The organism is Aeromonas diversa CDC 2478-85, from assembly GCF_000819805.1.
Lineage (GTDB): Bacteria > Pseudomonadota > Gammaproteobacteria > Enterobacterales > Aeromonadaceae > Aeromonas > Aeromonas diversa.
Genome location: NZ_CDCE01000035.1, coordinates 48609 through 71974, shown reverse-complemented (window position 1 = coordinate 71974; position 23366 = coordinate 48609). Strand labels below are relative to the sequence as shown.

At 61.7% G+C, this 23366-nt stretch carries 26 protein-coding genes; 9 read left to right on the top strand and 17 right to left on the bottom strand.

The features are described from left to right. Positions 1-3: 3 nt before the first annotated feature. The 8 genes from rpsC to rpsJ are packed head-to-tail and all read right to left on the bottom strand — an operon-like array spanning position 4 to position 4099. Positions 4-714, bottom strand: coding sequence for a 30S ribosomal protein S3 (rpsC, locus tag BN1121_RS16410; RefSeq protein WP_005350162.1), 711 nt, complete (start codon positions 712-714; stop codon positions 4-6). A 3-nt stretch (positions 715-717) separates the two neighbouring features. Further along, positions 718-1062, bottom strand: coding sequence for a 50S ribosomal protein L22 (gene rplV, locus BN1121_RS16405; protein WP_005350163.1), 345 nt, complete (start codon positions 1060-1062; stop codon positions 718-720). 10 nt (positions 1063-1072) lie between these two features. Continuing rightward, positions 1073-1351: a 30S ribosomal protein S19 gene (rpsS, locus tag BN1121_RS16400; protein WP_005307960.1), complete on the bottom strand. Its 279-nt coding sequence runs from the start codon at positions 1349-1351 to the stop codon at positions 1073-1075. Positions 1352-1373: 22 nt separating this feature from the next. After that, positions 1374-2195: a 50S ribosomal protein L2 gene (gene rplB / locus BN1121_RS16395; protein ID WP_005350164.1), complete on the bottom strand. Its 822-nt coding sequence runs from the start codon at positions 2193-2195 to the stop codon at positions 1374-1376. 15 nt (positions 2196-2210) lie between these two features. Continuing rightward, a complete protein-coding gene (gene rplW, locus BN1121_RS16390; protein ID WP_005350165.1) occupies positions 2211-2513 on the bottom strand; it encodes a 50S ribosomal protein L23 in 303 nt (100 codons plus the stop codon). Continuing rightward, positions 2510-3115, bottom strand: a complete 606-nt coding sequence (gene rplD / locus BN1121_RS16385) for a 50S ribosomal protein L4 (protein ID WP_005350167.1) — start codon at positions 3113-3115, stop codon at positions 2510-2512. The genes rplW and rplD overlap by 4 nt, the downstream gene beginning before the upstream one ends. Positions 3116-3132: 17 nt before the next feature. Further along, the gene (rplC, locus tag BN1121_RS16380) at positions 3133-3765 is read right to left on the bottom strand and encodes a 50S ribosomal protein L3 (RefSeq protein ID WP_005350169.1); all 633 of its coding nucleotides are present in this window, start codon (positions 3763-3765) and stop codon (positions 3133-3135) included. A gap of 22 nt (positions 3766-3787) precedes the next feature. Further along, positions 3788-4099, bottom strand: a complete 312-nt coding sequence (gene rpsJ, locus BN1121_RS16375; protein ID WP_005307944.1) for a 30S ribosomal protein S10 — start codon at positions 4097-4099, stop codon at positions 3788-3790. Between the two features lie 307 nt (positions 4100-4406). Between rpsJ and BN1121_RS16370 the strand changes: the two genes are divergently transcribed. The 3 genes from BN1121_RS16370 to BN1121_RS16360 all read left to right on the top strand — a co-directional run bounded on the left by BN1121_RS16370 (position 4407) and on the right by BN1121_RS16360 (position 7472). Further along, positions 4407-5324: a DMT family transporter gene (locus BN1121_RS16370; protein WP_005350171.1), complete on the top strand. Its 918-nt coding sequence runs from the start codon at positions 4407-4409 to the stop codon at positions 5322-5324. After that, entirely contained in the window at positions 5308-6909 is a 1602-nt protein-coding gene (locus tag BN1121_RS16365; protein WP_005350175.1) for a VRR-NUC domain-containing protein, read from the top strand. Before BN1121_RS16370 ends, BN1121_RS16365 begins: the two co-directional genes overlap by 17 nt. A gap of 107 nt (positions 6910-7016) precedes the next feature. Then, entirely contained in the window at positions 7017-7472 is a 456-nt protein-coding gene (locus BN1121_RS16360; RefSeq protein ID WP_005350183.1) for a hypothetical protein, read from the top strand. Positions 7473-7661: 189 nt separating this feature from the next. Here BN1121_RS16360 and BN1121_RS16355 read toward each other — a convergent pair whose 3' ends face one another. Both BN1121_RS16355 and BN1121_RS16350 read right to left on the bottom strand, forming a co-directional pair. Next, positions 7662-8186 carry a DUF4865 family protein gene (locus BN1121_RS16355; protein WP_005350185.1) on the bottom strand — a complete coding sequence of 175 codons (525 nt, stop codon included), beginning with the start codon at positions 8184-8186 and terminating at the stop codon, positions 7662-7664. Positions 8187-8358: 172 nt separating this feature from the next. Then, positions 8359-8685, bottom strand: a complete 327-nt coding sequence (locus tag BN1121_RS16350) for a carboxymuconolactone decarboxylase family protein (protein WP_005350187.1) — start codon at positions 8683-8685, stop codon at positions 8359-8361. A gap of 96 nt (positions 8686-8781) precedes the next feature. On the opposite strand from BN1121_RS16350, the gene BN1121_RS16345 reads away from it, so the two are divergent. Then, a complete protein-coding gene (locus tag BN1121_RS16345) occupies positions 8782-9675 on the top strand; it encodes a LysR substrate-binding domain-containing protein (RefSeq protein WP_043157283.1) in 894 nt (297 codons plus the stop codon). A gap of 116 nt (positions 9676-9791) precedes the next feature. Here the strand turns inward: BN1121_RS16345 and argH are convergent, their stop codons facing one another. From argH to argC, 5 genes are all read right to left on the bottom strand, one after another. Further along, positions 9792-11177, bottom strand: coding sequence for an argininosuccinate lyase (gene argH, locus BN1121_RS16340; RefSeq protein WP_005350191.1), 1386 nt, complete (start codon positions 11175-11177; stop codon positions 9792-9794). A 76-nt stretch (positions 11178-11253) separates the two neighbouring features. Beyond that, positions 11254-12489, bottom strand: coding sequence for an argininosuccinate synthase (locus tag BN1121_RS16335; RefSeq protein WP_005350194.1), 1236 nt, complete (start codon positions 12487-12489; stop codon positions 11254-11256). Between the two features lie 24 nt (positions 12490-12513). Further along, a complete protein-coding gene (locus BN1121_RS16330; protein ID WP_005350195.1) occupies positions 12514-13428 on the bottom strand; it encodes an ornithine carbamoyltransferase in 915 nt (304 codons plus the stop codon). Between the two features lie 13 nt (positions 13429-13441). Continuing rightward, positions 13442-14221, bottom strand: coding sequence for an acetylglutamate kinase (gene argB, locus BN1121_RS16325; RefSeq protein WP_005350197.1), 780 nt, complete (start codon positions 14219-14221; stop codon positions 13442-13444). Positions 14222-14241: 20 nt separating this feature from the next. Next, a complete protein-coding gene (gene argC, locus BN1121_RS16320) occupies positions 14242-15252 on the bottom strand; it encodes an N-acetyl-gamma-glutamyl-phosphate reductase (RefSeq protein WP_005350201.1) in 1011 nt (336 codons plus the stop codon). Positions 15253-15499: 247 nt separating this feature from the next. Between argC and argE the strand changes: the two genes are divergently transcribed. The 5 genes from argE to BN1121_RS16295 all read left to right on the top strand — a co-directional run bounded on the left by argE (position 15500) and on the right by BN1121_RS16295 (position 21658). Beyond that, complete coding sequence (gene argE / locus BN1121_RS16315) at positions 15500-16645, top strand: acetylornithine deacetylase (RefSeq protein ID WP_005350205.1); 1146 nt, start codon at positions 15500-15502, stop codon at positions 16643-16645. 197 nt (positions 16646-16842) lie between these two features. Next, on the top strand, positions 16843-19476 hold the full coding sequence (gene ppc / locus BN1121_RS16310; RefSeq protein ID WP_005350207.1) for a phosphoenolpyruvate carboxylase: 2634 nt from the start codon (positions 16843-16845) through the stop codon (positions 19474-19476). Positions 19477-19796: 320 nt separating this feature from the next. Then, positions 19797-20252, top strand: coding sequence for a GNAT family N-acetyltransferase (locus BN1121_RS16305; RefSeq protein WP_005350210.1), 456 nt, complete (start codon positions 19797-19799; stop codon positions 20250-20252). A gap of 140 nt (positions 20253-20392) precedes the next feature. Continuing rightward, positions 20393-20899: a GNAT family N-acetyltransferase gene (locus BN1121_RS16300; RefSeq protein ID WP_005350213.1), complete on the top strand. Its 507-nt coding sequence runs from the start codon at positions 20393-20395 to the stop codon at positions 20897-20899. A 264-nt stretch (positions 20900-21163) separates the two neighbouring features. Continuing rightward, positions 21164-21658 (top strand): DUF6622 family protein, encoded by a 495-nt coding sequence (locus BN1121_RS16295; protein WP_005350215.1) that lies wholly within the window; start codon positions 21164-21166, stop codon positions 21656-21658. A gap of 66 nt (positions 21659-21724) precedes the next feature. On the opposite strand, the gene BN1121_RS16290 is transcribed toward BN1121_RS16295, so the two are convergent. Together BN1121_RS16290 and BN1121_RS16285 are read right to left on the bottom strand one after the other, a co-directional pair. Beyond that, the gene (locus BN1121_RS16290; RefSeq protein ID WP_005350218.1) at positions 21725-22474 is read right to left on the bottom strand and encodes a substrate-binding periplasmic protein; all 750 of its coding nucleotides are present in this window, start codon (positions 22472-22474) and stop codon (positions 21725-21727) included. 228 nt (positions 22475-22702) lie between these two features. Beyond that, positions 22703-23305 carry a histidine phosphatase family protein gene (locus BN1121_RS16285; RefSeq protein ID WP_152424639.1) on the bottom strand — a complete coding sequence of 201 codons (603 nt, stop codon included), beginning with the start codon at positions 23303-23305 and terminating at the stop codon, positions 22703-22705. Positions 23306-23366 lie beyond the last annotated feature (61 nt).

Here is a 23366-nt window from a genome sequence, read left to right as displayed (position 1 = left end):
TCCTTACTTACCGCGGCGTTTGTTTTCGCGCTTGGGCTTTGCAGGAGCTTGCTCTTGAGCAGCGGCAGCGTTAACGGCAGCCAGACCACCCAGAACTTCACCCTTGAAGATCCAAACCTTAACGCCGATCACACCGTAGGTGGTGTGGGCTTCAGAAGTTGCATAGTCGATGTCGGCACGCAGGGTGTGCAGGGGCACACGACCTTCACGGTACCATTCGGTACGCGCGATTTCAGCGCCGCCCAGACGACCGGAAACTTCGACCTTGATGCCCTTGGCACCCAGACGCATGGCGTTTTGCACGGCGCGCTTCATGGCGCGACGGAACATAACGCGACGTTCCAGCTGGGAAGTGATGCTGTCGGCAACGAGTTGACCGTCCAGCTCCGGCTTGCGGACTTCGGAAATGTTGATCTGAGCAGGCACGCCAGCAATATTGGCAACGGCCTTGCGCAGTTTCTCAACGTCTTCGCCTTTCTTGCCGATCACGATGCCCGGACGAGCGGTGTGAATGGTCACACGGATGCTCTTGGCCGGACGCTCGATGGTGATCTTGGACAGAGAAGCGTTTTTCAGTTCCTTGGTCAGGAACTGGCGTACTTGGAAATCGCTGTACAGGTTGTCAGCGAAGTCTTTGGAGTTCGCGTACCAGGTAGAATTCCAAGGCTTGGTAATACCCAGGCGAATGCCATTAGGATGAACTTTCTGACCCATTGCTTATCTCCCAGCCTTAGCGTCGGATACCACTACAGTGATGTGAGCGGTACGCTTCAGGATACGATCCGCGCGACCTTTAGCACGAGGACGGATGCGCTTCATGGTCGGACCTTCGTCAACCATGATAGTAGCAACACGCAGTGCGTCGATGTCGGCACCTTCGTTGTGCTCGGCGTTAGCAATGGCAGATTCCAGCACCTTCTTCACCAGCACAGCAGCCTTTTTCGGGCTGAAAGCCAGGATGTTCAGAGCCTTGTCTACCGGCAGACCACGTACTTGATCAGCGACCAGGCGAGCCTTCTGTGCAGAAGTACGGGCGAAACGGTGTTTAGCGATAGCTTCCATCATTTACCCCTTAGCGCTTCTTGGCCTTCTTATCAGCGGCATGGCCGCGATAAGTACGAGTCGGTGCGAATTCACCCAGTTTGTGACCGATCATTTCTTCGGTAACAAACACAGGTACGTGCTGACGACCATTATGGACAGCGATGGTCAAACCGATCATGTTCGGGATGATCATTGAACGACGGGACCAGGTCTTAACCGGTTTTTTATCCCCGCTTTCCACCGCTTTCTCTACCTTCTTCAGCAAGTGCAGGTCAATAAATGGACCCTTCTTGAGAGAACGTGGCATGGTGATTCCTCTAAATTAACAATTACTTGTTACGACGACGTACGATGTACTTGTCGGTACGCTTGTTCTTGCGGGTCTTGAAGCCCTTAGCCTTCTGGCCCCACGGGGATACCGGCTGGATACCCTTGTTGCGACCTTCACCACCACCGTGCGGGTGATCGACCGGGTTCATCGCCATACCGCGAACGGTCGGGCGGATACCACGCCAGCGGCTGGCACCAGCTTTACCCAGCTGACGCAGCATGTGCTCGGCATTGCCGACTTCGCCGATGGTGGCGCGGCAGTCAGCCAGCACCTTGCGAACTTCGCCGGAGCGCAGACGCAGGGTAACGTAGCTACCTTCACGAGCCAGGATCTGAACGAAAGCACCAGCAGAACGAGCGATCTGAGCACCTTTGCCCGGCTTCATCTCAACGGCGTGTACAGTGGTACCAACCGGGATGTTGCGCATCGGCAGGGTGTTACCTACCTTGATGGCGGCGTCAGAACCGGAGGCGATAGCGTCACCAGCCTTCAGGCCTTTCGGGGCCAGGATGTAACGACGCTCACCGTCTGCATACAGCACCAGGGCGATGTTAGCGGTACGGTTCGGATCGTATTCCAGACGCTCAACCTTGGCAGGGATACCGTCTTTGTTGCGCTTGAAGTCAACGATACGGTAATGCTGCTTGTGACCACCACCGATGTGACGAGTGGTGATGCGGCCGTTGTTGTTACGACCACCGGTCTTTTCTTTCTTGTCCAGCAGGGCTGCGAAGGGCTTACCCTTGTACAGGTCCTGGTTGACGACCTTGACGACGTGGCGGCGGCCCGGAGAAGTAGGCTTGCACTTAACGATTGCCATTTTTCAGAACTCCTCTTACTCGGCTGCGCCCATGAAGTCGATGTCCTGACCAGCTTTCAGGGTCACATAAGCCTTTTTCCAATCGGAACGACGGCCTACGCGCGCACCAGTGCGCTTGGTCTTACCCTTCATGTTCAGGGTACGGACGGTCTCAACTTCAACCTCGAACAGTTTCGCAACTGCGGCTTTGATTTCCGCCTTGGTAGCGTCGGTAGCAACCTTGAACACGATAGTGTTCTGGTGCTCGGCGACCATGGTGCTCTTTTCAGAGATGTGCGGAGCCTTCAGAACTTTCAGCAGACGCTCTTCACGGATCATGCCAGCATCTCCTCGATTTGCTTAACTGCGTCAGCAGTCATCAGAACCTTGTCGAAAGCGATCAGGCTGACCGGGTCGATACCGGCAACATCACGCACGTCGACCTTGTACAGGTTGCGAGCAGCCAGGAACAGGTTCTCATCGACTTCAGCAGTCACGATCAGAACGTCGGACAGCTCCATCTCTTTCAGCTTGGCAGTCAGAGCCTTGGTCTTCGGAGCTTCGATGCCGAATTTCTCGACAACGATCAGGCGCTCTTGACGAACCAGCTCGGACAGGATGCTGCGGATGGCACCGCGGTACATCTTCTTGTTGACTTTCTGGCTGTGATCTTGCGGCTTAGCTGCGAAGGTCACACCACCGGAACGCCAAATCGGGGAGCGGATAGAGCCAGCACGGGCACGACCGGTGCCCTTCTGACGCCACGGCTTCTTGCCGCCGCCAGATACTTCGGAGCGAGTCAGCTGCGCGCGGGTACCCTGACGAGCACCAGCAGCGTAGGCAACGACAACCTGGTGAACCAGGGCTTCGTTGAATTCACGCCCGAAGGTAGTTTCGGAAACTTGAAGAGCGCTCTGGGCGTCTTTCATTACCAATTCCATTACTATCTCCTCAGACGTTACGCTTTGACGGCGGGTTTAACGATCACGTCACCGTTGGTAGCGCCCGGTACTGCGCCTTTGATCAGCAGCAGGTTGCGCTCAACGTCAACGCGGACCAGTTCCAGGTTCTGAGTGGTTACACGCTCATTGCCCAGATGGCCAGCCATCTTTTTGCCCTTGAATACGCGGCCCGGGGTCTGGTTTTGACCGATGGAGCCAGGTACACGGTGGGACAGGGAGTTACCGTGGGTCATGTCCTGGGTGCGGAAGTTCCAGCGCTTAACAGTACCGGCGAAGCCCTTACCCTTGGAAGTACCGGTAACATCTACCAGCTTAACGTCAGCGAGAAGATCAACTTTCAGCTCGCTACCAACAGTGAAGGTCTCACCGTTGTTCAGACGGAATTCCCACAGACCGCGGCCGGCTTCAACACCAGCTTTGGCAAAGTGGCCAGCTTCCGGCTTGGTCACACGGCTGGCTTTCTTGGTGCCAGCGGTAACCTGGATAGCGTTGTAGCCGTCGGTTTCAACAGACTTGACCTGAGTTACACGGTTAGCTTCAACTTCGATAACGGTCACGGGGATAGAAACGCCATCTTCGGTGAAGATGCGAGTCATACCCACTTTGCGACCTACAAGACCGATTGTCATTGTTATCAACCTCTTTCCGTAATTAACCCAGGCTGATCTGGACGTCTACACCAGCTGCCAGATCCAGACGCATCAGGGCGTCAACGGTCTTGTCAGTCGGCTCAACGATGTCTACCAGACGCTTGTGAGTGCGGATCTCGTACTGGTCACGCGCGTCCTTGTTGACGTGCGGGGAGATCAGTACGGTGAAGCGCTCTTTGCGAGTCGGCAGCGGGATAGGACCGCGAACCTGTGCGCCAGTGCGCTTGGCAGTTTCTACGATTTCCGCGGTGGACTGATCGATCAGACGATGATCAAAAGCCTTCAGGCGGATACGGATTCTTTGGTTCTGCATGGACCAGAGCTCCAAAAGGATGTAAAGAACATAAATCAACACCGCCCGACCGAGATTACTCCCGCCAGAGGTGTGATTTTTAACGGTTCCTCCACAGATCGGGAGGATTGTATGGCCGCTTATTGCGGCAGACTGACCCTGAGGTCAGGCTCACCTCGAGGGAGAGCGGAGGGCATTATACCGATTTTCGTGGCCGGCGCAACCGGGCGCGCGCAGTTATTGTTCAATCCCTGACACATTTCCAGCCTGCTTGGCAAAGCTGTTAGACTCGCGCTCTTCCCGGCACGCTTTAAAAAGAAAGGATGTCATGAAAGACCAGAAGAAGGCCTACCTCTACGCCCTGTGCACCGTCGCCATGTGGTCGACCGTGGCTACCGCCTTCAAGCTCTCCCTGCAGTACTTCCAACCGGTACAGCTGCTGCTGGTCGCCGCCTGCACCTCGGCACTGACCCTGTTTGGCATAGTCGCACGCCAGGGTAAGCTGGCACTGCTCGGGGAATATATGAAGGCACGCCCCTTCTACTACCTGGCCCTCGGCACCCTTAACCCCTTCCTCTATTACCTGCTGCTGTTCAAGGCCTATGATCTGCTGCCGGCCCAGCAGGCCCAGACCCTCAACTACACCTGGGCCATCACCCTCTCCCTGCTGGCAGTCCCCTTCCTCGGCCAAACGCTGCGCCGCCGCGACGGGGTGGCCATCGTGCTCGGCTACTTCGGTGCCTTGGTGATCGCCACCAAGGGCGACGTGTTCGGCCTGCATTTTGACAGCCCGCTCGGGGTCGCACTGGCGCTTTGCTCCACCCTGATCTGGGCCGGCTACTGGATCCTCAACACCCGCAACCAGGGCGACCCCGTGGTGAGCCTGCTGCTGGGCTTTCTCATCAGCATCCCCTGGATCGTGGTGGCCACGGCCGTGCTGGCCGACTTCAGGCTGACCGCCTGGCAAGGGTGGGCCGGCGCCATCTATGTGGGGCTGTTCGAGATGGGGTTTGCCTTCGTGCTCTGGCTGCTGGCCCTGCGCCACGCCACCAACACGGCCCCCATCAGCAACCTCATCTTCATCTCGCCGTTTGCCTCCCTGGTGCTGCTGCGCCTGTTGGTCGGCGAGGAGATCCACCCCGCCACACCGGTGGGGCTGGGCCTCATCATAGCGGCGCTGCTCATCCAGCAGCTCAAATACGGCAAGCGCTATCGCAAGGTGGCCGATGATGGCCAACCCGGCTGAGCTCGCCCCGGACTACTACCTCGCCAACTTTCGCCTGCTGCTCGGCTGGGTCGAGGGGCGCTACCGGGATCTGCTGACGGGCGAGGAGCACGCCTGGCTGGGGCGCGTCGCCGCCCTCTCCCATCCCGCCGCCTGCCTGCTGGTGCGCCTGCTGTCGCGCAAGGGGGAGTGGTTTCGCGCCGACAAGCTCCATTACCCCGAGATAGGCCTGCTGCCGCTGGCGGAGCTGGCCGAGGCGGGCCTGATCCGGCTGGCCACGCCGCCCTGGAGCGAGCTCTTCCCCCTGCTGACCCGCCCCGAGCTGCTCGCCCTGGCGCCGTCGCTACCCAAGGGGCTGCGAAAAGAGCAGTGGCAGGCCCAACTGGCCGACATGCCCCTGCCCACGCTTCCCTTCCAGACCCTGAAGGTCGAGGAGAAGCCCCTGCTGACGCGCTTCCTGCTGCTGTTTTTCGGCAATAGAGAACAGGATCTGACCGAGTTCGTACTGCTGGATCTCGGCCACTACCGCTACGAGCCCTATCCCCTCTCCCCCACCGTTCGTCTGTTCGACAGCCGGACACGTCTTGAGGAGTGGCTCGCCCTCGATGCCTGGCACGACGGCTGGCAACAGGCGCGCGAGCAGGGCGGTCCGGCCGCCGCCAGTGCTTGGTTGGCACAGCTTCCCCCGCCCAGCGACTGGCCACCGCTAGCTGCCCGCCACGAGCGGCAGCGACTGTCCCTGGCCCGGGATCTGGAGCGCGCCGGCGAGAATGCTCAGGCACTCGCCCTCTACCGCACCTGCCAGCGGTCGCCCGCCCGCGAGCGGCAGGTACGCCTGCAGTTGGTCGCAGGGGCGCTCGCCGAAGCCGAGCGACTGCTTGCCGAGATGGAAGCGGCGCCGCAGGACGAGGAGGAGCGCGCCGTCACCCGGCCGCTCAGAGACAAGCTCTGCCGGCTTCGGGGTGAGAAGGTGACGCGCCATCGCCGGCCGACCCACCCGACCTGGTCACTGGCCCTGCCCTCCTGGCCGGGCCGGGTCGAGGAGGCCACCCTGGCCGCCCTGCACGCCGACGGCTGGCAAGGCTTCTGGTGCGAGAATGCCCTTATCAACGGCCTGTTTGGCCTCGCCTTCTGGGACATCATCTTCAGTCCCCAACCCGGCGTCTTCTTCAACCGCTACCAGCGCGCCCCGGCTGACATGTTCTCCCGCCGTTTCGGCGAGCGGCGCCAGGCCCTCATCGACACCCGGCGGCAAGCCTTGGCCACCCAGGTAGGCTGGGATGCGCTGCTGGATCGCTATGATGAGAAGGTCGGCACGCTCAACGCCTGGGTCGAGTGGGAACGCCTGCCGCGAGCGTTGCTGGAGTTGGCCCTGCGCCACATCCCCCTGGCCCACCGGCTCGCCATGCTGGATCGCCTCTGTTTCGATCTGCGCGGCAACCGCAGTGGTCAACCCGACCTGGTGCTGTTTCGCTCCGACCACTACTGCCTGGTGGAGGTGAAGGGGCCCGGCGACGAGTTGCAGCCCCATCAGGTCCGCTGGCTGCAACACTTTGCCGCCTGTGGCATACCCCACGCCGTGGCGCGTATCGAGAAAGAACAATAAAACGCTTCTGTCTCAGCCCATTAACCGCCAACTCTCTTTTTGATTAAAAGATGGCCTGACACATGCAGTAGTGATGTGGTGTGTTACCCCCTCAGAGGATCGAGGCCATGTCCATCACAGCTCTGCTCCCCCTTGCCTCCCTGGCCCTCAAGATTGGCGGCGCCCTGTTTAAGGAAAAACCCGCCACGGCTCCCGCACCGGCCGAGCCAAGTCGCGAACCGCTCCCTGCCACCCTGCAAGGGCTGTTTCGCCGCCTGGGGGCGAGCGACCCCAACGGCGAGGCGCAGCGCCCGGCTATCGATCAGTTCATGGGCGAGGTGATGAGCACCCTGAGTAACCGGGCCCCCGGTGTCTCGCTGCGTGATGCCATCGCCCAACTGCAGCAGGATCTGGCACAAGGGGGGGCCGGCGCCGGTGGCGATACCCTGCTGCAATCCTTTGACAGCCTGCGTCAGCAATTGGGGCTTAAAGGAGATCTCAACGGCTTTCTCGACGCCATGAGTCAGACCCTGCCTCGCGGTCGCGGCGAGGGGGTCGGGCGTTTGCTGGCCACCAGCGCGTGAAGAGTTCCTACCCGCAGAAACGGCAGCCTTTAGGCTGCCGTTTCTGCTTGATATGTCAGCAAACGAATCGACCAACCAGGCTCCCAACCGCCTGATGCCTCTCACCCGAGAGGGCCCGCCAGCTCTGACCCCTTCTGAAGCTTGATGCCGATGACTTGCCGCTATCAGGCATAACCAGGAGTCATCACCTCAAGCTACCGCCCCCATCGCCAGATAGCCGATGCGATAAACCTCGGCGCCACTCGGTAGCACCGACGGACAGGATGGGAGCAAGTCCGCCTCCAGCCATTGCCAACGTGACAGATCCCACCCGCACAGCATGGCTGCACCTTGCTGCTCGGCCAGCTTGCTATAGGGCGCGATGCCCGTGCGCCTCAATGTTGCCACTCTCGCTTGGCAGAGGCTCTGCGGGTCCGGAGCCGACAGCAGATGCCAAGTCTCGATATGAGGCCAACCAAACTGTCGGGTGAGGGCCGCGAAGCCTTCACTGATCAAAAAGCGATGCATCGCCTCAGGGGTTTGCCACACATAGAGGGGCGCATAGCGGTTTTCCTGGCTTGGCAGCATGGGATCGTCCACTCGGCTGTATAAGTAGGCCTTCAACAACAGCCCCGGGAAGCCGTCCAGTTTTGCGCCATTCAAGGCAATTCTCTGCTCAATGAGCGCCATGTCGTAGTCCTTGGGCAGAGTGAATCGATAGTGCATGGCAATCATAAGATCCCTCCCAGACCTGCGATAAAACGCCGACCGCCATAACGGGCACTCCCCTTGCCCGGTGAGCTCGAGGTCATCGGATGGTCGGGATGAAGGTCCAACCCTGTGTGCACGGGCCCACCGGAGCGCCACAATGGCGCATAGCGTCTCTCGCTACACCAGATGCAGGGATTCAACGGCATGGTTGAGACTCCTCACCAATAGGCAGGTAGCTCATGGCGGTGACGGCGGCAGGAAATCCGGCGTAGAAGGCGAGATGGGTAAATAGCGCTTCTAACTGCTCACGCGTCACCCCATTTTCCACGGCGAAGTTGATGTGCCACGGCAGCTGCTGAACGCGGCCGAGGGAGGCAAGGGCGGACAGGGTGACAAGGCTTCGCTCACGAGCGGACAAGGCCGGGTGCTGCCAGATATCGCCAAACAGCGTTTCCTGCGCCAGTTGTGCCAGTCTGGGGGCAACCTGTGCCAGGGTGGCGGGATCAAGAATATCCTGGGTCATAGCTATCTCCTTGGTGGATGCAGCTACTCTCTCCCACTGGTACCATTTATAAAATGGCAACATTCAAGACTAACAATCCCGGTTATAAGGACAATGATGCAACCGCTTCCCCTGAGTTTGGATCTCGATGCCCTTCGCAGCTACGTGCTGGGGATGGAGTGCGGCAGCTTTGCACAGGCGGCGCAGCGTCTGTGTCGCTCCACCTCGGCGGTCAGCGCCCAGTTGAAGAAACTCGAGCAGCAATGCGGCACAGCGCTGGTCATGAAACAGGGACGCCATCTCGTCCCCACCACCAGTGGTGAACGCCTGCTTGGGTATGCCAAGCGGCTTCTGGATCTCAATGACGAAGCCCTGCTCGCAGTCAAAGAGGTATCGCTCCAAGGCGAGATCAGACTGGGGGTTCAGGAGGACTTTGGCGAATCTTTGCTGCCCTCGGTGCTGGGCCCCTTCTGCCACCTGCATCCGGCGCTGCGCATGACCACCCGCATCGATCGCAATGCCTCACTGCTGCAAGGGATCAGGCAAGGTGACCTCGACATGGCCCTTGCCTGGCAGCAGCCGGAGGAGAGAGCGGACCCATCCCTCATCGATCTGGTGTCACTCCAGTGGATTGCTCACCCTAATCTGGATCTCGCGTCATTACTGGCGCGTGGTGAACCCTTGCCTCTGGTGCTGTTCGATGCCCCTTGCCTGATGCGCTTGCGGGCCATCAGGGCGCTCGACGACGCCGGTATCCCGTGGCGCATCGCGTTCACCAGTCAGAGTCTGGGGGGGATCTGGGCCGCAGTGCAGGCAGGGCTCGGCATCACGCTGCGCTCAGCGATTGGCATGCCAACCAGCCTCACAACATTGGTCGATGGCTTGCCGCCACCCGGAACCATGGGGGTTGTGCTACTGGCGAAGCACCGCGAGTCTGGTGAGGCCGAGCGCCAACTGCGCCGCCTGCTCACCCAAGCGGTGCGCCAGGCTCATCACCCACTCACGAGTTGAGGCGCCGCCTCGCTCCGAGGTCTGTGCTGGTGTTGGCCGGCACCATGGCCAAAGAACCAATAAAAAACGGCAACCTCAGATTGCCGTTTTCTCTTTCAGTTACCGATCGCAACAGATCAGCATGCTCGCTTGACCAACATGGCCTCGGCGGCGTCCAGTGCGGCCGCGATCTGTTGTGGCGCCACCCCACCCTTGGCGACCCGCTTGGCCAGGGTCGCCTCCAGCTCCAGATTGGGATAGACATCTTCGCCGATGAGCGGGCTGAAGCGGGCGAACTCGTCCAGACTCAACCCCTCGAGCGGCCTCTTCACCCCGATGGCGTAGACCACCACCTCGCCGACGATGTGGTGCGCCTCGCGGAACGGAATGCCCTTGGCCACCAGGTAATCGGCCAGCTCGGTGGCGTTGGCATAGCCGCCCTGGGCGGCGGCCTTGGTGCGCTCAGCGTTGACTTTGAGATCGACCAACACCAGGGAGGCCATGTCGAGGCAGTCGAGCCAGGTATCCAGCGCGTCGAACAACCCCTCCTTGTCCTCCTGCATGTCCTTGTTGTAGGCCAGCGGCAGCGCCTTGAGGGTCATCAGCATGGCCACCTGGGCCCCCACCACACGACCCGCCTTGCCGCGGATCAGCTCCAGCGCGTCCGGGTTCTTCTTCTGCGGCATCAGGGACGAGCCCGAGGTGACCGCGTCGGAGAGCTCGAGGAAGCCCGCCTCACCCGTGTTGTAGAAGATAAGGTCCTCGGCCAGGCGCGACAGATGGGTCATGGACAGCGACGCCACGTGCATCAGCTCCACCACGTGATCCCGGTCCGACACCGAGTCCAGGCTGTTGCGGGTGGCCCCGGCAAAGCCCAGATCGAGCGCCAGCGCCTCCCGATCGATGGCGTAGGCGGTGCCGGCCAGGGCACCGCAACCGAGCGGGCTGGTGTCGAGACGCTTGAGGGCATCGCGCAGCCGGGAGTGGTCCCGCTCCAGCATCTCCACATAGGCCAGGGCCCAGTGGCTGAAGGTGACCGGCTGGGCCCGCTGCAGATGGGTGTAGCCCGGCAGCACTGTGTGCTGGTGCGCGCGCGCGCAGCCGACCAAGCCGGTTTGCAGGGCGGTGATGGAGGCGGCCAGCAGTTCGCCTTGCGCCTTGCACCAGAGCTTGAGATCGGTCGCCACCTGATCGTTACGGGAGCGCCCGGTGTGCAGCTTCTTGCCGAGATCGCCGACCGCGTCGATAAGCTTGCCTTCGACCCAGGAGTGAATGTCCTCGGCGTCGGAGACCAGGATCTGTTCGGGGTCGAGACGCACGCTCACCAGCAGGGCGTCGAGGGCCTGTTGCAGCTTGCCCTGCTCGGCGGCGGTCAGCACGCCCACCTTGACCAGGGCGCGCGCCCAGGCCATGGAGCCCTGGATATCCTGCTCCGCCAGGCGGTAGTCGAAGCGCAGTGAATCGTTGAACTGCTTGAATCTTGCGTCTGCGCCCTGACTGAAGCGCCCACCCCAAAGTGCCATCTGGTTACTCCTGCGAATTGATGAAGCCGTTCTACTTCTTATCGGGGCGGCCCGCACCAGGCCACCCCGTCACCCCTTAACCGTGAGTGTGATCACCCCCGATGGCCATATGCTGCTCCTTCATGGCGCGGATCCGGCTGGCCAGGGTGTAGAGGCGGATAAAGCCTTCGGCGTGGCTCTGGTCGTACACCTCGTCGGCGCCGAAGGTGGCGAAGTCCTCGGAGTAGAGGCTGTTGGGGGACTTCTTCTGGGTCGCGGTGACCTGGCCCTTGTACATCTTCAGCACTACCTCACCGTCGAGATCCTCGGCGATGGCGTTGGCGGAGGCGACAATCGCCTTGCACAGGGGGGTGAACCAGCGGCCGTCATAGACCAGATGAGAGAACTCGGCCCCCAGCTTCTCGCGCCAGGCGCGGGTCGGTCTGTCCAGCACCAGCTCTTCGATGGCGCGCAGGGCCGCGACCATGACGGTACCGCCCGGGGTCTCGTAGCAGCCGCGGGACTTCATGCCCACCATCCGGTTTTCGGTGATGTCGATGCGGCCCACGCCGTGCTTGCCGGCACGCTCGTTCAGGGTCATCAGGATCTGGTGCGGAGTCAGCTTCTGGTCGTCCACCGCCACCACTTCGCCCTTGACGACGGTGAGCTTGACGTATTCCGGCTGATCCGGTGCCTGCTCGGCGGCGACGGTCCACTGCCACACGGCTTCAGACGGCTCGTTCCAGGTGCTCTCCAGCTCGCCACCCTCGGTGGAGATATGCCAGGCGTTGGCGTCGCGGCTGTAGATTTTCTTCAGGGTCGCCTTGCAGGGGATGTTGCGGGCCTCCAGATAGGCCAGCAGATCTTCGCGGGAACGCATGTCCCAGATCCGCCACGGGGCGATGACTTTCAGTTGGGGCGCCAGGGCGGCCACCGCGCCTTCGAAACGCACCTGATCGTTGCCCTTGCCGGTGCAGCCGTGGGAGATGGCGTCGGCACCCTCGGCCAGCGCCGCCTCGACCATGGCCTTGGCGATCACCGGACGGGCCATGGAAGTACCCAGCAGGTAGGTGCCCTCGTAGACGGCACCGGTCTTCAGAGTCGGATAGACGTACTCTTTGACGAACTCTTCGCGCAGGTCCTTGACGATGCACTTGGTGGCGCCGGAGGCGATGGCCTTTTGCTCGATCCCCTCCAGGTCGTCACGCTCCTGACCCACGTCGGCCACAAACGCCACTATCTCGGCGTCATAGTGCTCTTTCAGCCAGGGGATGATGGCCGAGGTGTCCAGTCCGCCTGAGTAGGCCAGTACTATCTTATTGATGCCGCTCATAATCTTTGCTCCTTGAAAGTGAAATCAGTGTTGGCCGCCCAGCAGGGTCAGCAGAATGGCGTTCTGGATGTGCAAGCGGTTCTCCGCCTCATCCATGATGAGGGAGGCGGGGCCGTCCATGACCTGCGAGGTGATCTCGAGCTCGCGATGGGCCGGCTGGCAGTGCAGTACGTGGCGAATGCCGGTGCGATCCAGCAGCGCCTGGTTGATCTGGTACGGCATGAAGAGGTCGGTGACCTGCTCCATGGGGGTGGTGTCACCCATGGAGACCCAAGTGTCGGTGTAGGCCACGTCGAACCCTTCGATGGCGGCGATGTCGTCGCTCACCGCCAGGGTGGCACCGCTCCGGTCGGCCAACGCCTGCGCCTGCTGGAAGATCTGCACGTCCGGGCCGTGCCCCTTGGGGCAGACCAGGGTGACATCGGTGCCGAGGATGGCGCCGGTCAGCAGCAGGGAGTGGCTGACGTTGTTGCCATCGCCCAGGTAGGCCAGCTTCACCTTTCCCAGATCTGAATAATTTTCCGAGATGGTCATAAAGTCGGCGAAGGCCTGGCACGGGTGGTAGAGGTTGCACAGGCTGTTGACCACAGGCACGCTGCCGTGCTCGGCCAGACCAACCAGGGTCTGGTGATCGAACACCCGGGCGACGATGGCGTCGCACCAGCGCGACAGGTTGGCGGCGAAGTCCTTCACCGACTCACGCTTGCCGAGTGCGCCATTCTGCTGATCCAGATAGACGCTGTGGCCACCCAGCTTGGCGATGCCGATGTCGAAGGTGACCCGGGTGCGCAGTGAAGGCTTCTCGAACAGGGTGACGATGCTCTTGCCCGCCAGGGCCTGGCTGTACTTCTTGGGATGGGCCTTGATGGCCTTGCCCAGGGCGATGAGGGCCAGCAGTTGGGCCTGGTCGAATTCGGTGCCGGTCAGAAGATGCTGCATGGGCGTGATCCTTTTACAGGGTAACCTTGGTGCCGACGGCGCCGCCCGAGAGCAGCTTGTGCAGCAGATCCGGGTAGCGCCAGCTGGCCACCGCCACCGGCTTGCCGAGGGTCTCTGCCGCGTGCAGCGCCGCCTTCACCTTGACCGCCATGCCGTCGGCGATGACCCCCTTCTCCATCAGATCCAGGGCGGTGGCCTTGTCGAGTTCGGGTACCAGCTTGCCCTTGCCATCCAGGATGCCGCTCACATCCGACAACATCACCAGATCGGCGCCGAGCGCCTCGGCGATGGCGGTGGCGGCCTGATCGGCGTTGACGTTCATCAGCTGTCCCTCTGCCGTGATGCCGATAGAGCTCACCACCGGCAGGAAGTCCTGGGCCAGGATCCCCTTGAGCAGGCCCGGGTTGCCCGGCTGGCAAGCCCCCACGGCGCCGAGTTCCGGGTCGAGCTGGGTCACCTGGCACAGGCCGCCGTCGGCCAGGCACAGCCCCACGGCCGGGATGCCGGTGGCGATGGCCTTGGCCATCATCTGCTTGTTGGCGGTGCCCGCCAGGGCGCCGGCGATATAGGGGATCTGGTCGAACGGGGTGACCCGCAGACCATGCTTCTTGGTGGAGGTGAGACCCAGGCCCTTGAGCAGGTCATCCACCAGACAGCCGCCGCCGTGCACCAGCACCAGGGGTCTGTGCTGCTCGTCGAGGAAGCCCTTGAGCGTTCCGAACAGGGCGGTCAGCGCCTCCTCGCTCTCGAGCAGTGCGCCACCGAGCTTGATCACCAGAGTCTGCTTGTTCATCTCTTTCATCCTTATTGAGATCAGGAGACCAGGCCGCAGCCCGCGTCGAAACCGTACTTGAGGTTGATACATTGAATCGCCTGGGAGGCGGCGCCCTTGAGCAGGTTGTCGATGGCGCTGAACACCACCAGCATCTTGCCCTGCTGCTGCCAGGCCAGGTCGCAATAGGGGGTGCCGGCGACACCGCGGACTGAGGGCGCGCTGCCGGTCAGACGCACCAGCGGCTTGCCGGCGTAAGCCTCCCGATAGGCGGCCTCGACCTGCTCTGGGGTCACGTCATCGGCCAGCTGCACATAGAGGGTAGCCAGAATGCCGCGCACATAGTTGCCAAGATGCGGCTGGAACAACACCTCGCACCCCAGGTGGTGGCTGATCTCCGGCTGGTGCCTGTGATTGAAGGTGCCGTAGGGATTGAGGCTCACCTCGCAGAAGCTGGTGGTGAGGGAGGCCTTGCGCCCGGCACCGGAGACACCGGAGACGGCGTTGATGATGGGCAGGCTGCCGGCCGCGATAAGGCCCTTGGCCATCAGCGGCTTGAGGGCGCACAGCGACGCCGTCGGGTAGCAACCCGGCACGGCGATAAGCGTCGCCCCCTGAATGGCCTCGGCGTTCCACTCGGCCAGACCATAGACCGCCTGATCCAGCCATTCGGGGGCGGCGTGGGAGAAGCCATAGAACTGCTCGTAGAAGCCATCCTGTTTGACCCGGAAGGCGCCGGAGAGATCGAACACAGTCACCCCCTTGGCCAGCAGCTTGGGCGCCAGATCGGCGCTCACCTCGTGGGCGGTGGCCAGCAGCACCAGATCGGCCTGGGTCAGGATGCGGCTCATCCCCTCCTCATCCAAAGGCAGCAGGGGAAGGTCGACCCTGCCGAGCCACTGGGTATGCAGGGCCGAGAAGGGCTTATGGGCATCCTGGCTGCCGGCGGAGACATAGAGAGCGCCGAGAGTCAGCTGGGGATGGTTGTGTACCAGTGCGGCCAGTTCGGCACCTGCGTAGCCACTGGCACCGACGATTACGGTGTTGAGCATCATTCAATCCGGTTTTTGTTAACTTGCGGGCGCAGCGGAACGCTGCATAAGGATGTCGGGGCCGGCAACCGCCCCTCGAGAGAAGGGGGCTCAGGCGATGGTGCGTCGTCGGTTGATAAACAGGTGACAGAACATGGGGTTTCCCTTACAACTAGAGCCTCATCCACGGGAGAAGAAAGAATATTCATTCACTCCCAGCGCATGAAAATGTTCTATCAAAATCCCGGAGGGGGCGCAAGGAGCTTTTATGGCCAACATGGATTTTTTTTCACTTTATAAGAATATTATTGCGATTCCCTCCATCAGCAGCACTGACAGCAAGTGGGATCAGAGCAATGAGGCGGTGATCCGGCTGCTGGCCAACTGGTTCACCGCCCTGGGGTTTAGGGTCGAGGTGACCGCACTGCCCGATCTGCCGGGCAAGTTCAATCTGGTGGCGACGCTGGGCGAGGGAGAAGGCGGGCTACTGCTGGCCGGCCACACCGACACTGTGCCGTTTGACGAGGGGCGCTGGAGCAAGGACCCGTTCAAGGTGACCGCAGAGGGCAACCGCTTGTACGGGCTGGGAACCATCGACATGAAAGGCTTCTTCGCCTTTATCGTGGAGGCGCTCAAGGAGATAGACCTCACCCGGCTCAAGAAGCCCTTGCGCATCCTCGCCACCGCGGATGAAGAGACCACCATGGCCGGCGCCCGCGCCATCGCCGCCGCGGCCGAGCTCAAGCCAGACTACGCGGTGATCGGCGAGCCGACCGGTCTGGTGCCCGTGGTGGCCCACAAGGGCCACATGTCGGAGGCTATTCGCATCACAGGCAAGAGTGGCCACAGCTCGGACCCGGCCAACGGGATCAACGCCATGGAGATCATGCATCAGGCCATGGGGCAGATCCTCGGCCTGCAGCGCACCCTCAAGGAGCGCTACGCCGACCATCGCTTCGCGGTACCCCAGCCGACCCTGAACCTCGGCTACATCCAGGGCGGCGATAGCCCAAACCGCATCTGCGGTTGCTGCGAGCTGCACATCGATCTGCGCCCCACCCCGCAGGTGGGTCCCGATGAGCTGATGGGCATGCTCAAAGAAGCCCTCTCCCCCATCGAGATCCACCAGCCCGGCTGCCTGCACCTGCGCCACCTGCACGAGCCCATCCCCGCCTACGCCTGCGGTGAGGACTCCGATCTGGTGCGCGAGGCCGAGCGGGCCAGCGGACGACGCGCCGAGAGCGTCAACTACTGCACCGAGGCTCCCTTTATCCAGCAGCTCGGCTGCGAGACGATCGTGCTCGGCCCCGGCCATATCGCCCAGGCGCACCAGCCGGATGAGTATCTGGATCTCTCGTTTGTGGAGCCGACCAAGCAGGTGCTGCAACACCTGGTCCGCCGCTTCTGCCTGTAGGAAAGTTACACAATGTGGCACCGCGGTAGAGAGAAGCGAAATACATCTTCGCTATCGCGCCCTTATTTGACCTTACGCAGGAGACACGGGTAGATTGTCCCCATAAGATGAGGGACCGAATGTTGTAATCACACAACGTCGAAGATGAGCTGTTCCCGCCATGAATCGGCGGGATAGATCGGCAATAAGGATGTGGAATGAACGAAAAGTACGCCGCGCTACGCGCCAATGTGGGTCTGCTGGGCCAACTGCTCGGCAAATCCATCAAGGATCACAAGGGCCAGGCCTTTCTCGACAAGATCGAGACCATTCGCCAACTGGCCAAGTCCTCCCGCAAGGGTAACGAGCAGGATCGTCAGTCGCTGATCGATACCCTGCAGACCCTGAGTGATGAAGAGTTGCTGCCGGTGGCGCGCGCCTTCAGCCAGTTCCTCAATCTGGCCAACGTGGCGGAGCAGTTCCACACCATCTCCCGCAGCTTTGCCGATCAAACCGGCGCCTCTGACCCCCTCGAGCAGCTGTTTACCAAGCTCAAGGCCTCCAACCTCTCCCAGGAGGCGATCATCCAGGCGGTGCGCGAACTCGACATCGATCTGGTATTGACCGCTCACCCCACAGAGGTGACACGCCGCACCCTGATCCACAAGCATGTACAGCTCAACGACTGCCTCGAGGCCCTCGAGCTCTCCGACCTGCTCCCCCAGGAGCGGGATCGCCTGATCAACCGGGTCGAGCAGCTCATCAATCAGGCCTGGCACACCAACGAGATCCGCGAGCAGCGCCCCACTCCGGTGGATGAGGCCAAGTGGGGCTTCGCCGTCATCGAGAACAGCCTGTGGCCGGCCATCCCCGAGTTTATGCGTCGCCTCGACGAGCAGCTGCAACAGCATCTGGGCGTTCGCCTGCCGCTGGACGCCGCGCCGGTGCGCTTCACCTCCTGGATGGGGGGCGACCGGGACGGTAACCCCTTCGTCACCGCCGAAGTGACCGCCAAGGTGCTGGAGCTGGGTCGCTGGATGGCGGTCAGCCTCTTCTACAAGGAAATCAAGGAGCTCACCTCCGAGCTCTCCATGAGCGACTGCAACGACGAGCTGCGCGCCCGGGTCGGCGACCATAACGAACCCTATCGCGTGGTGATGCGCGAGTTGCGCGAGGCCCTGCGCGAGACCAAGGAGTACCTGACCGCCAAGGTGCAAGGGCAACAGAGCGAGAGCCGCGACCTGGTCCGCACCACGGCCCAGCTGCGCGAGCCCCTCGAGCTCTGCTATCGCTCCCTGCACGCCAGCGGCATGGGCAACATCGCCGACGGCATGCTGCTCGACGTGCTGCGTAAAGTCGCCTGCTTCGGCATTCATCTGGTCAAGCTCGATATCCGTCAGGATGGTGAGCGCCATGCCCAGGCCCTCTCCGAGCTCACCCGTTATCTGGGGATCGGCGACTACGCCGAGTGGAGCGAAGAGGACAAGCAGGCCTTCCTGCTGACCGAACTCAACTCCCGCCGCCCGCTGATCCCGGCCGACTGGGAGCCGAGCGCCGAAACCCGCGAGACCATAGAGACCTGCCGCGTCATCGCCGCCAACGATCCCGATGCCTTCGGCATCTACATCATCTCCATGGCCGGCGCCCCCTCCGACGTTCTCTCGGTGCAGCTGCTGCTCAAAGAGGCGGGCTGCAAGTTCCGCATGCCGGTCGCCCCCCTGTTCGAGACCCAGGAAGACCTGATGGCCGGCACCGCCGTGATGGAGCGCCTGCTCTCGGTGGACTGGTATCGCGGCTATATCCAGGGCCGCCAATACGTGATGATCGGCTACTCGGATTCGGCCAAGGACGCGGGCATGATGGCCGCCGGTTGGGCCCAGTACGCCGCCATGGAATCCCTGGTCGCCCTGGCCGAGGCCAACAAGATCCGCCTCACCCTGTTCCACGGCCGCGGCGGCACGGTGGGCCGTGGTGGCGCCCCGGCGCATCAGGCGATCCTCTCCCAGCCCCCTGGCTCCCTGCGCGGCGGCCTGCGGGTGACCGAGCAAGGGGAGATGATCCGCTTCAAGTTCGGCCTGCCCAAGGTGGCCATCACCAGCCTGGCCCTCTATACCAGCGCCGTGCTGGAGGGCAACCTGCTGCCCCCGCCCAAGCCGAGAGAGGAGTGGCGCCAGGTGATGGAGCTGCTGGCCACCGTCTCCTGCGATCACTACCGCAGCGTGGTACGTGGTCATCCTGACTTCGTTCCCTACTTCCGCGCCGCCACCCCTGAGCTCGAACTGGGCAAGCTCCCACTCGGCTCCCGCCCTGCCAAGCGCAAACCCAACGGCGGCGTCGAGAGCCTGCGCGCCATCCCCTGGATCTTCGCCTGGACCCAGAACCGTCTGATGCTGCCGGCCTGGCTCGGCGCCCACAAGGGGCTGCAGCAGGCGATCGACGAGGGCAAGCTCGAAGTGCTGGAAGAGATGAGCCGCCAGTGGCCCTTCTTCCGCACCCGCCTCGAGATGCTGGAGATGGTGTTCCTCAAGGCAGACGCCTGGCTCGCCGAGTACTACGACACCCGTCTGGTCCCCGCGTCCCTCTGGCCCCTCGGTCAGCGGCTGCGTCAGGAGCTCGCAGACTCCATCGCGCTGGTGCTGCAACTGCGCCCGCAGGGCGGCCTGCTCGACGACCAGCCCTGGACCCAGGAGTCGATTCGTCTGCGCAACCCCTACACGGATCCCCTCAACGTGCTGCAGGCGGAGCTGCTGAACCGCTCCCGCCGCGATCCGGACACCCTGCATCCCGAACTGGATCAGGCGCTGATGGTCACCATAGCCGGCATCGCGGCCGGTATGCGCAACACGGGTTGATGGCTGGCAGGCCGCAACGCACATAGAAAAGGGCGCCGGATTGGCGCCTTTTCAATTTCTACTACCTGCGGCCAGCCTGGCCCCTTCGCTTATGGCACGCCATGGAGCACCCACATGGAACCACAAGAGCCCATTGTGCCGAATGCCGAAACCTGTTTATCTGACGGACGGTGCTCCGGGCCTGGCCCGAAGGATAAGCACGCCCCGGCACAGTGCCCGGTCCGGACGGAGCGGTGAGGGGCATCCTGGGGGTGGCTCACCACGACTGACCCGCCCGTTTCAGTGAGCAATGATGTTGATCTTCTAAGGGAATGCTATCGATGCACATCACCATCCGCCCCGTCGCCCGTGACGACTATGCTCAGTGGCGTCAGCTCTGGGACGGCTATAACGCCTTCTATGGCCGCGAAGGGGACACGGCCCTGCCCGAGCCGATCACCCAGATGAGCTGGGAGCGCTTCTTCAATCCGAGCGAGCCGGTGCACGCCCTGGTCGCCGTCGAGGACCAGACCGTCATCGGCTTGGTCCATTACCTGTTTCACCGTAGCACGACCCGGCTCCATGACGTGTGCTACCTGCAGGACCTGTTCACCGAACCGCAGCATAGGGGCAGGCGCATCGGCCGCCGGCTGGTCGAGGCCGTCTACGCCGCCGCGCGGACGGCAGGCAGTGGCCGCGTCTACTGGCAGACTCAGGCGACCAATGTCGCGGGGCGTGCTCTCTACGATCAGATAGCTCGCCATGGGGGTTTTATCGTCTATTCCCACGAGCTCTAGTCCTGTGACTAGCCTGGCCCCTTATGACCAAGGGCGCCTTAACGGCGCCCAGTGTTGTTTCGCTTACCCCCATCTCGGTGCTTGCGCCCTTCCGGGCGTTACACTGAGGCATTTTTTCACCTGGACGAAGGACCGTCTTGATGACACTAACGCTGCGCTACGAACCCCTCCAATCCCATCACCTCAAGGCGCTGGCCGAGGTGCTGATGTCTCCTGCCGTCTACCAGCATATCGGGGGGGAGGTCCCTCCGTTGCACCAGTTTACGCTGGGCCTGGAACGCGCCATTGCCGGGCCACCGGCCCACTGCCAGGATCAACGCTGGCTAAACTATCTGGTTCGTTCGGAATCTGGCGCCATCTTGGGCCGGCTGGAGGCCACCATTCATCACCAGATCGCAGAGGTTGCCTTCCTACTCTCACCCGACTATTGGGGGCGCGGCATCGGTACTCGGGCATTAACCTGGCTGCACGATGAAATCTATCGAGTGAGCGGTGTGCGTGAATACTGGGCGACCACAGTCCATGACAATCTGCGCTGCCAGCATCTGCTGACCCGCTGTGGTTACCAAGGCTGCGCCGTGCCGACACACCCATTGTTGAGCTATGACGAGGGTGACCTGGTATTCAGATACATCATGGCAGTCTGACCCACCCAATCGCCCCGCCAAGCCGGTGATAAGACATAGCCCGGCGGCAAAAGACAACTACCCATACAAGGCGTAAAGAGCAGCCGCGCAGCGCTTGTCGCCCCCACCGTATTCGGGCATGTTAATCGTCGATTGGGTTGCAAAGCCGGCAGGCATGAGGCGGCGAGTTCGGGCCGGAACGAGTGAGATACGGGTTGGCCCCCCTGACCTGGGATCACACAGGTGGCATTAAGCCGAGCATGTTGAAATAAGGAACATTAAAACATGGTACTGGAAATATTGATGGGCACCCCTGCATGGGTTTTTGGGCTGTTTATTGTCTTGGTAATGTTAGGATTTGAGCAGTCTAAAGGAAGAACCATCTCTCGTGGACTGATTATCCCACTGCCTGCAGGCATGATCTTACTCTCACTCGCAGGCATCTCTTCCAGCTTCGGCGTGTCGCCCATCACGATTGGCCTCTGGGGGGCGTCGCTTGTGATTGTCACTCTATTTTCCATCAAATATCTGCCCGTTAAAGGCGTTCGGCCTGATGCCGGGACCGACAGAATCATTGTTGATGGAAGCTGGCTGCCTCTTGTCTTGATGATGGCCATATTCTTCACTAAATACTTCGTTGCCGTGTTTACCATCATCCAACCAGGCATAGTGACAAGCACCCAGTTCACTCTGGCATGCTGCATTGTCTACGGCATATTTAGCGGGATATTTTCGGCAAGAGCCATCAGCATGTGGAAAGCAGCAAACTCACCGGCGTGAATACGGCCTGCGTCATGCCACATGATCGAGGCATGGCCGCATCGGGTGGGCGGCAGTAAAACGACGCTAACGATATTGGGCCTCAATGCGGGTCAACTCGCCTCGCTCTCGCAGTTGATGCAATACGCGCTCAAAGTCTTCCGCCCGGTTTTTAAAACGCGAGTGATCACCGATACAAAGGTGGAAGGTCGTGACGTCGAGTCGCAAGGGGAGCTCAACAATGCGGTCATCTAAACCCAGTTGTTTGAGTTTGAACCAGGCGACCAGGGGGTCGGTGATCATCAGATCGCCACGCCCTGCGGCCAACATCTGAAATACGTTGTCCACGTTCTTGGTCAGATGCACTTTAAACCCTTGCAGATGCACCTTACCCCAGCCATTGCCTATGTAATCGAGGATGACGAAACGCTTGAACTCCGCCAGGGTACGAGCCTGCTGCAGCTGCGCGAGGTCGGGATGAGCGGCCCCGGTGAACAGGGTCAATACGGTCGTCGTGACCGGCTCTTCGACTACCCGGGTAAACTGCCGCCGCTCACGGGTCGTCACCGAGACGAACCCGTCGGCTTGTGCGAAGCGGACCAACTTCTGGGCTCGCTGCCACGGATAGCCTTGATGCGTCACCCGAATCCCCAACTCATCGGCGGCGCGGTCCATGACATCGACCATGATGCCGCGCATCTTGCCTTGGTCATCGCGCCAGGAATAGGGCGCAAAGTCATCGAAATAAACCATGCGAAGGGTGGACTCAGGGGCCCCCAGCACCGCACGGCAAAACAGCAGGCCAGACAGGGCAAGCCACCAAACTACAGGTCTCATGTCCTGATTCCCCTCTTATCACCACCATGTAGCCAGGAGCCGTTCATACCCCTGCCGAGACTCGCTGGCTACACACACGGTGGTTAGTCTGGCACGCGCCGAGCCCATCCAGCAATGCACAGAGAAAGAGAAGAGGGTCATCCCCTTCTCGCTCCGCTCATGCGACCTCGGGTCACATGGTGAGATGGGGCATGGACAGAGGCGTTCGACCGAACGCCTCACTCTGATTCAGGCGGGTTCCAGAAGAGATGAGCAATCGATACGCGTCACCTGCCCCGCCTCTATGATGAAGAAGGCATCCTGGGGTAGATCCTGCTGCCAGGTCACGGTCTCATCCAGCCCAAGCAGCATGCCCCTCAGCACAATGCCGGTCAGGCCGTGGCTTACCACCACCACGTCGAGATCCTCGGGCAGATCGGCCAACCAGTCGGCCAGACGCGCCCTTACCCTGTCGATAGAGTCGCCGCCGGGGGCCGCCAGATACCAGTCTCGGCGATCGCGCAGCTCGGGATGAGCGGCCATCAGCTCGGGGACGGTTTGTTGCTCCCACTCCCCCAGCGAAAACTCCCGCACCCTGGGCTCGGGGTGGATCAGCTCGGCCGGATGCCCCAGCTCGGCGCACACGATCGCGGCGGTTTGCATCGCCCGCCCAAGATCGCTGGCATAGACCCGGTAGGGGCGCCCGGTCAGGCACTGCGCCAGACGCGCGCCGACCGCTCGGGCCTGCGCCTCACCTCGCCCGGTCAGGGGCGAGTTGCAATGCCCCTGCAGTTTTTGCTCGGCATTGAACCGCGTCTCGCCATGCCTAAGCACCATGATCCTTCTCGTCACTCGTTTCTCCTGTCATGCCGTGTGGAAGGTGCACGCTAGCGCAGGCACATCACGAGTGCAA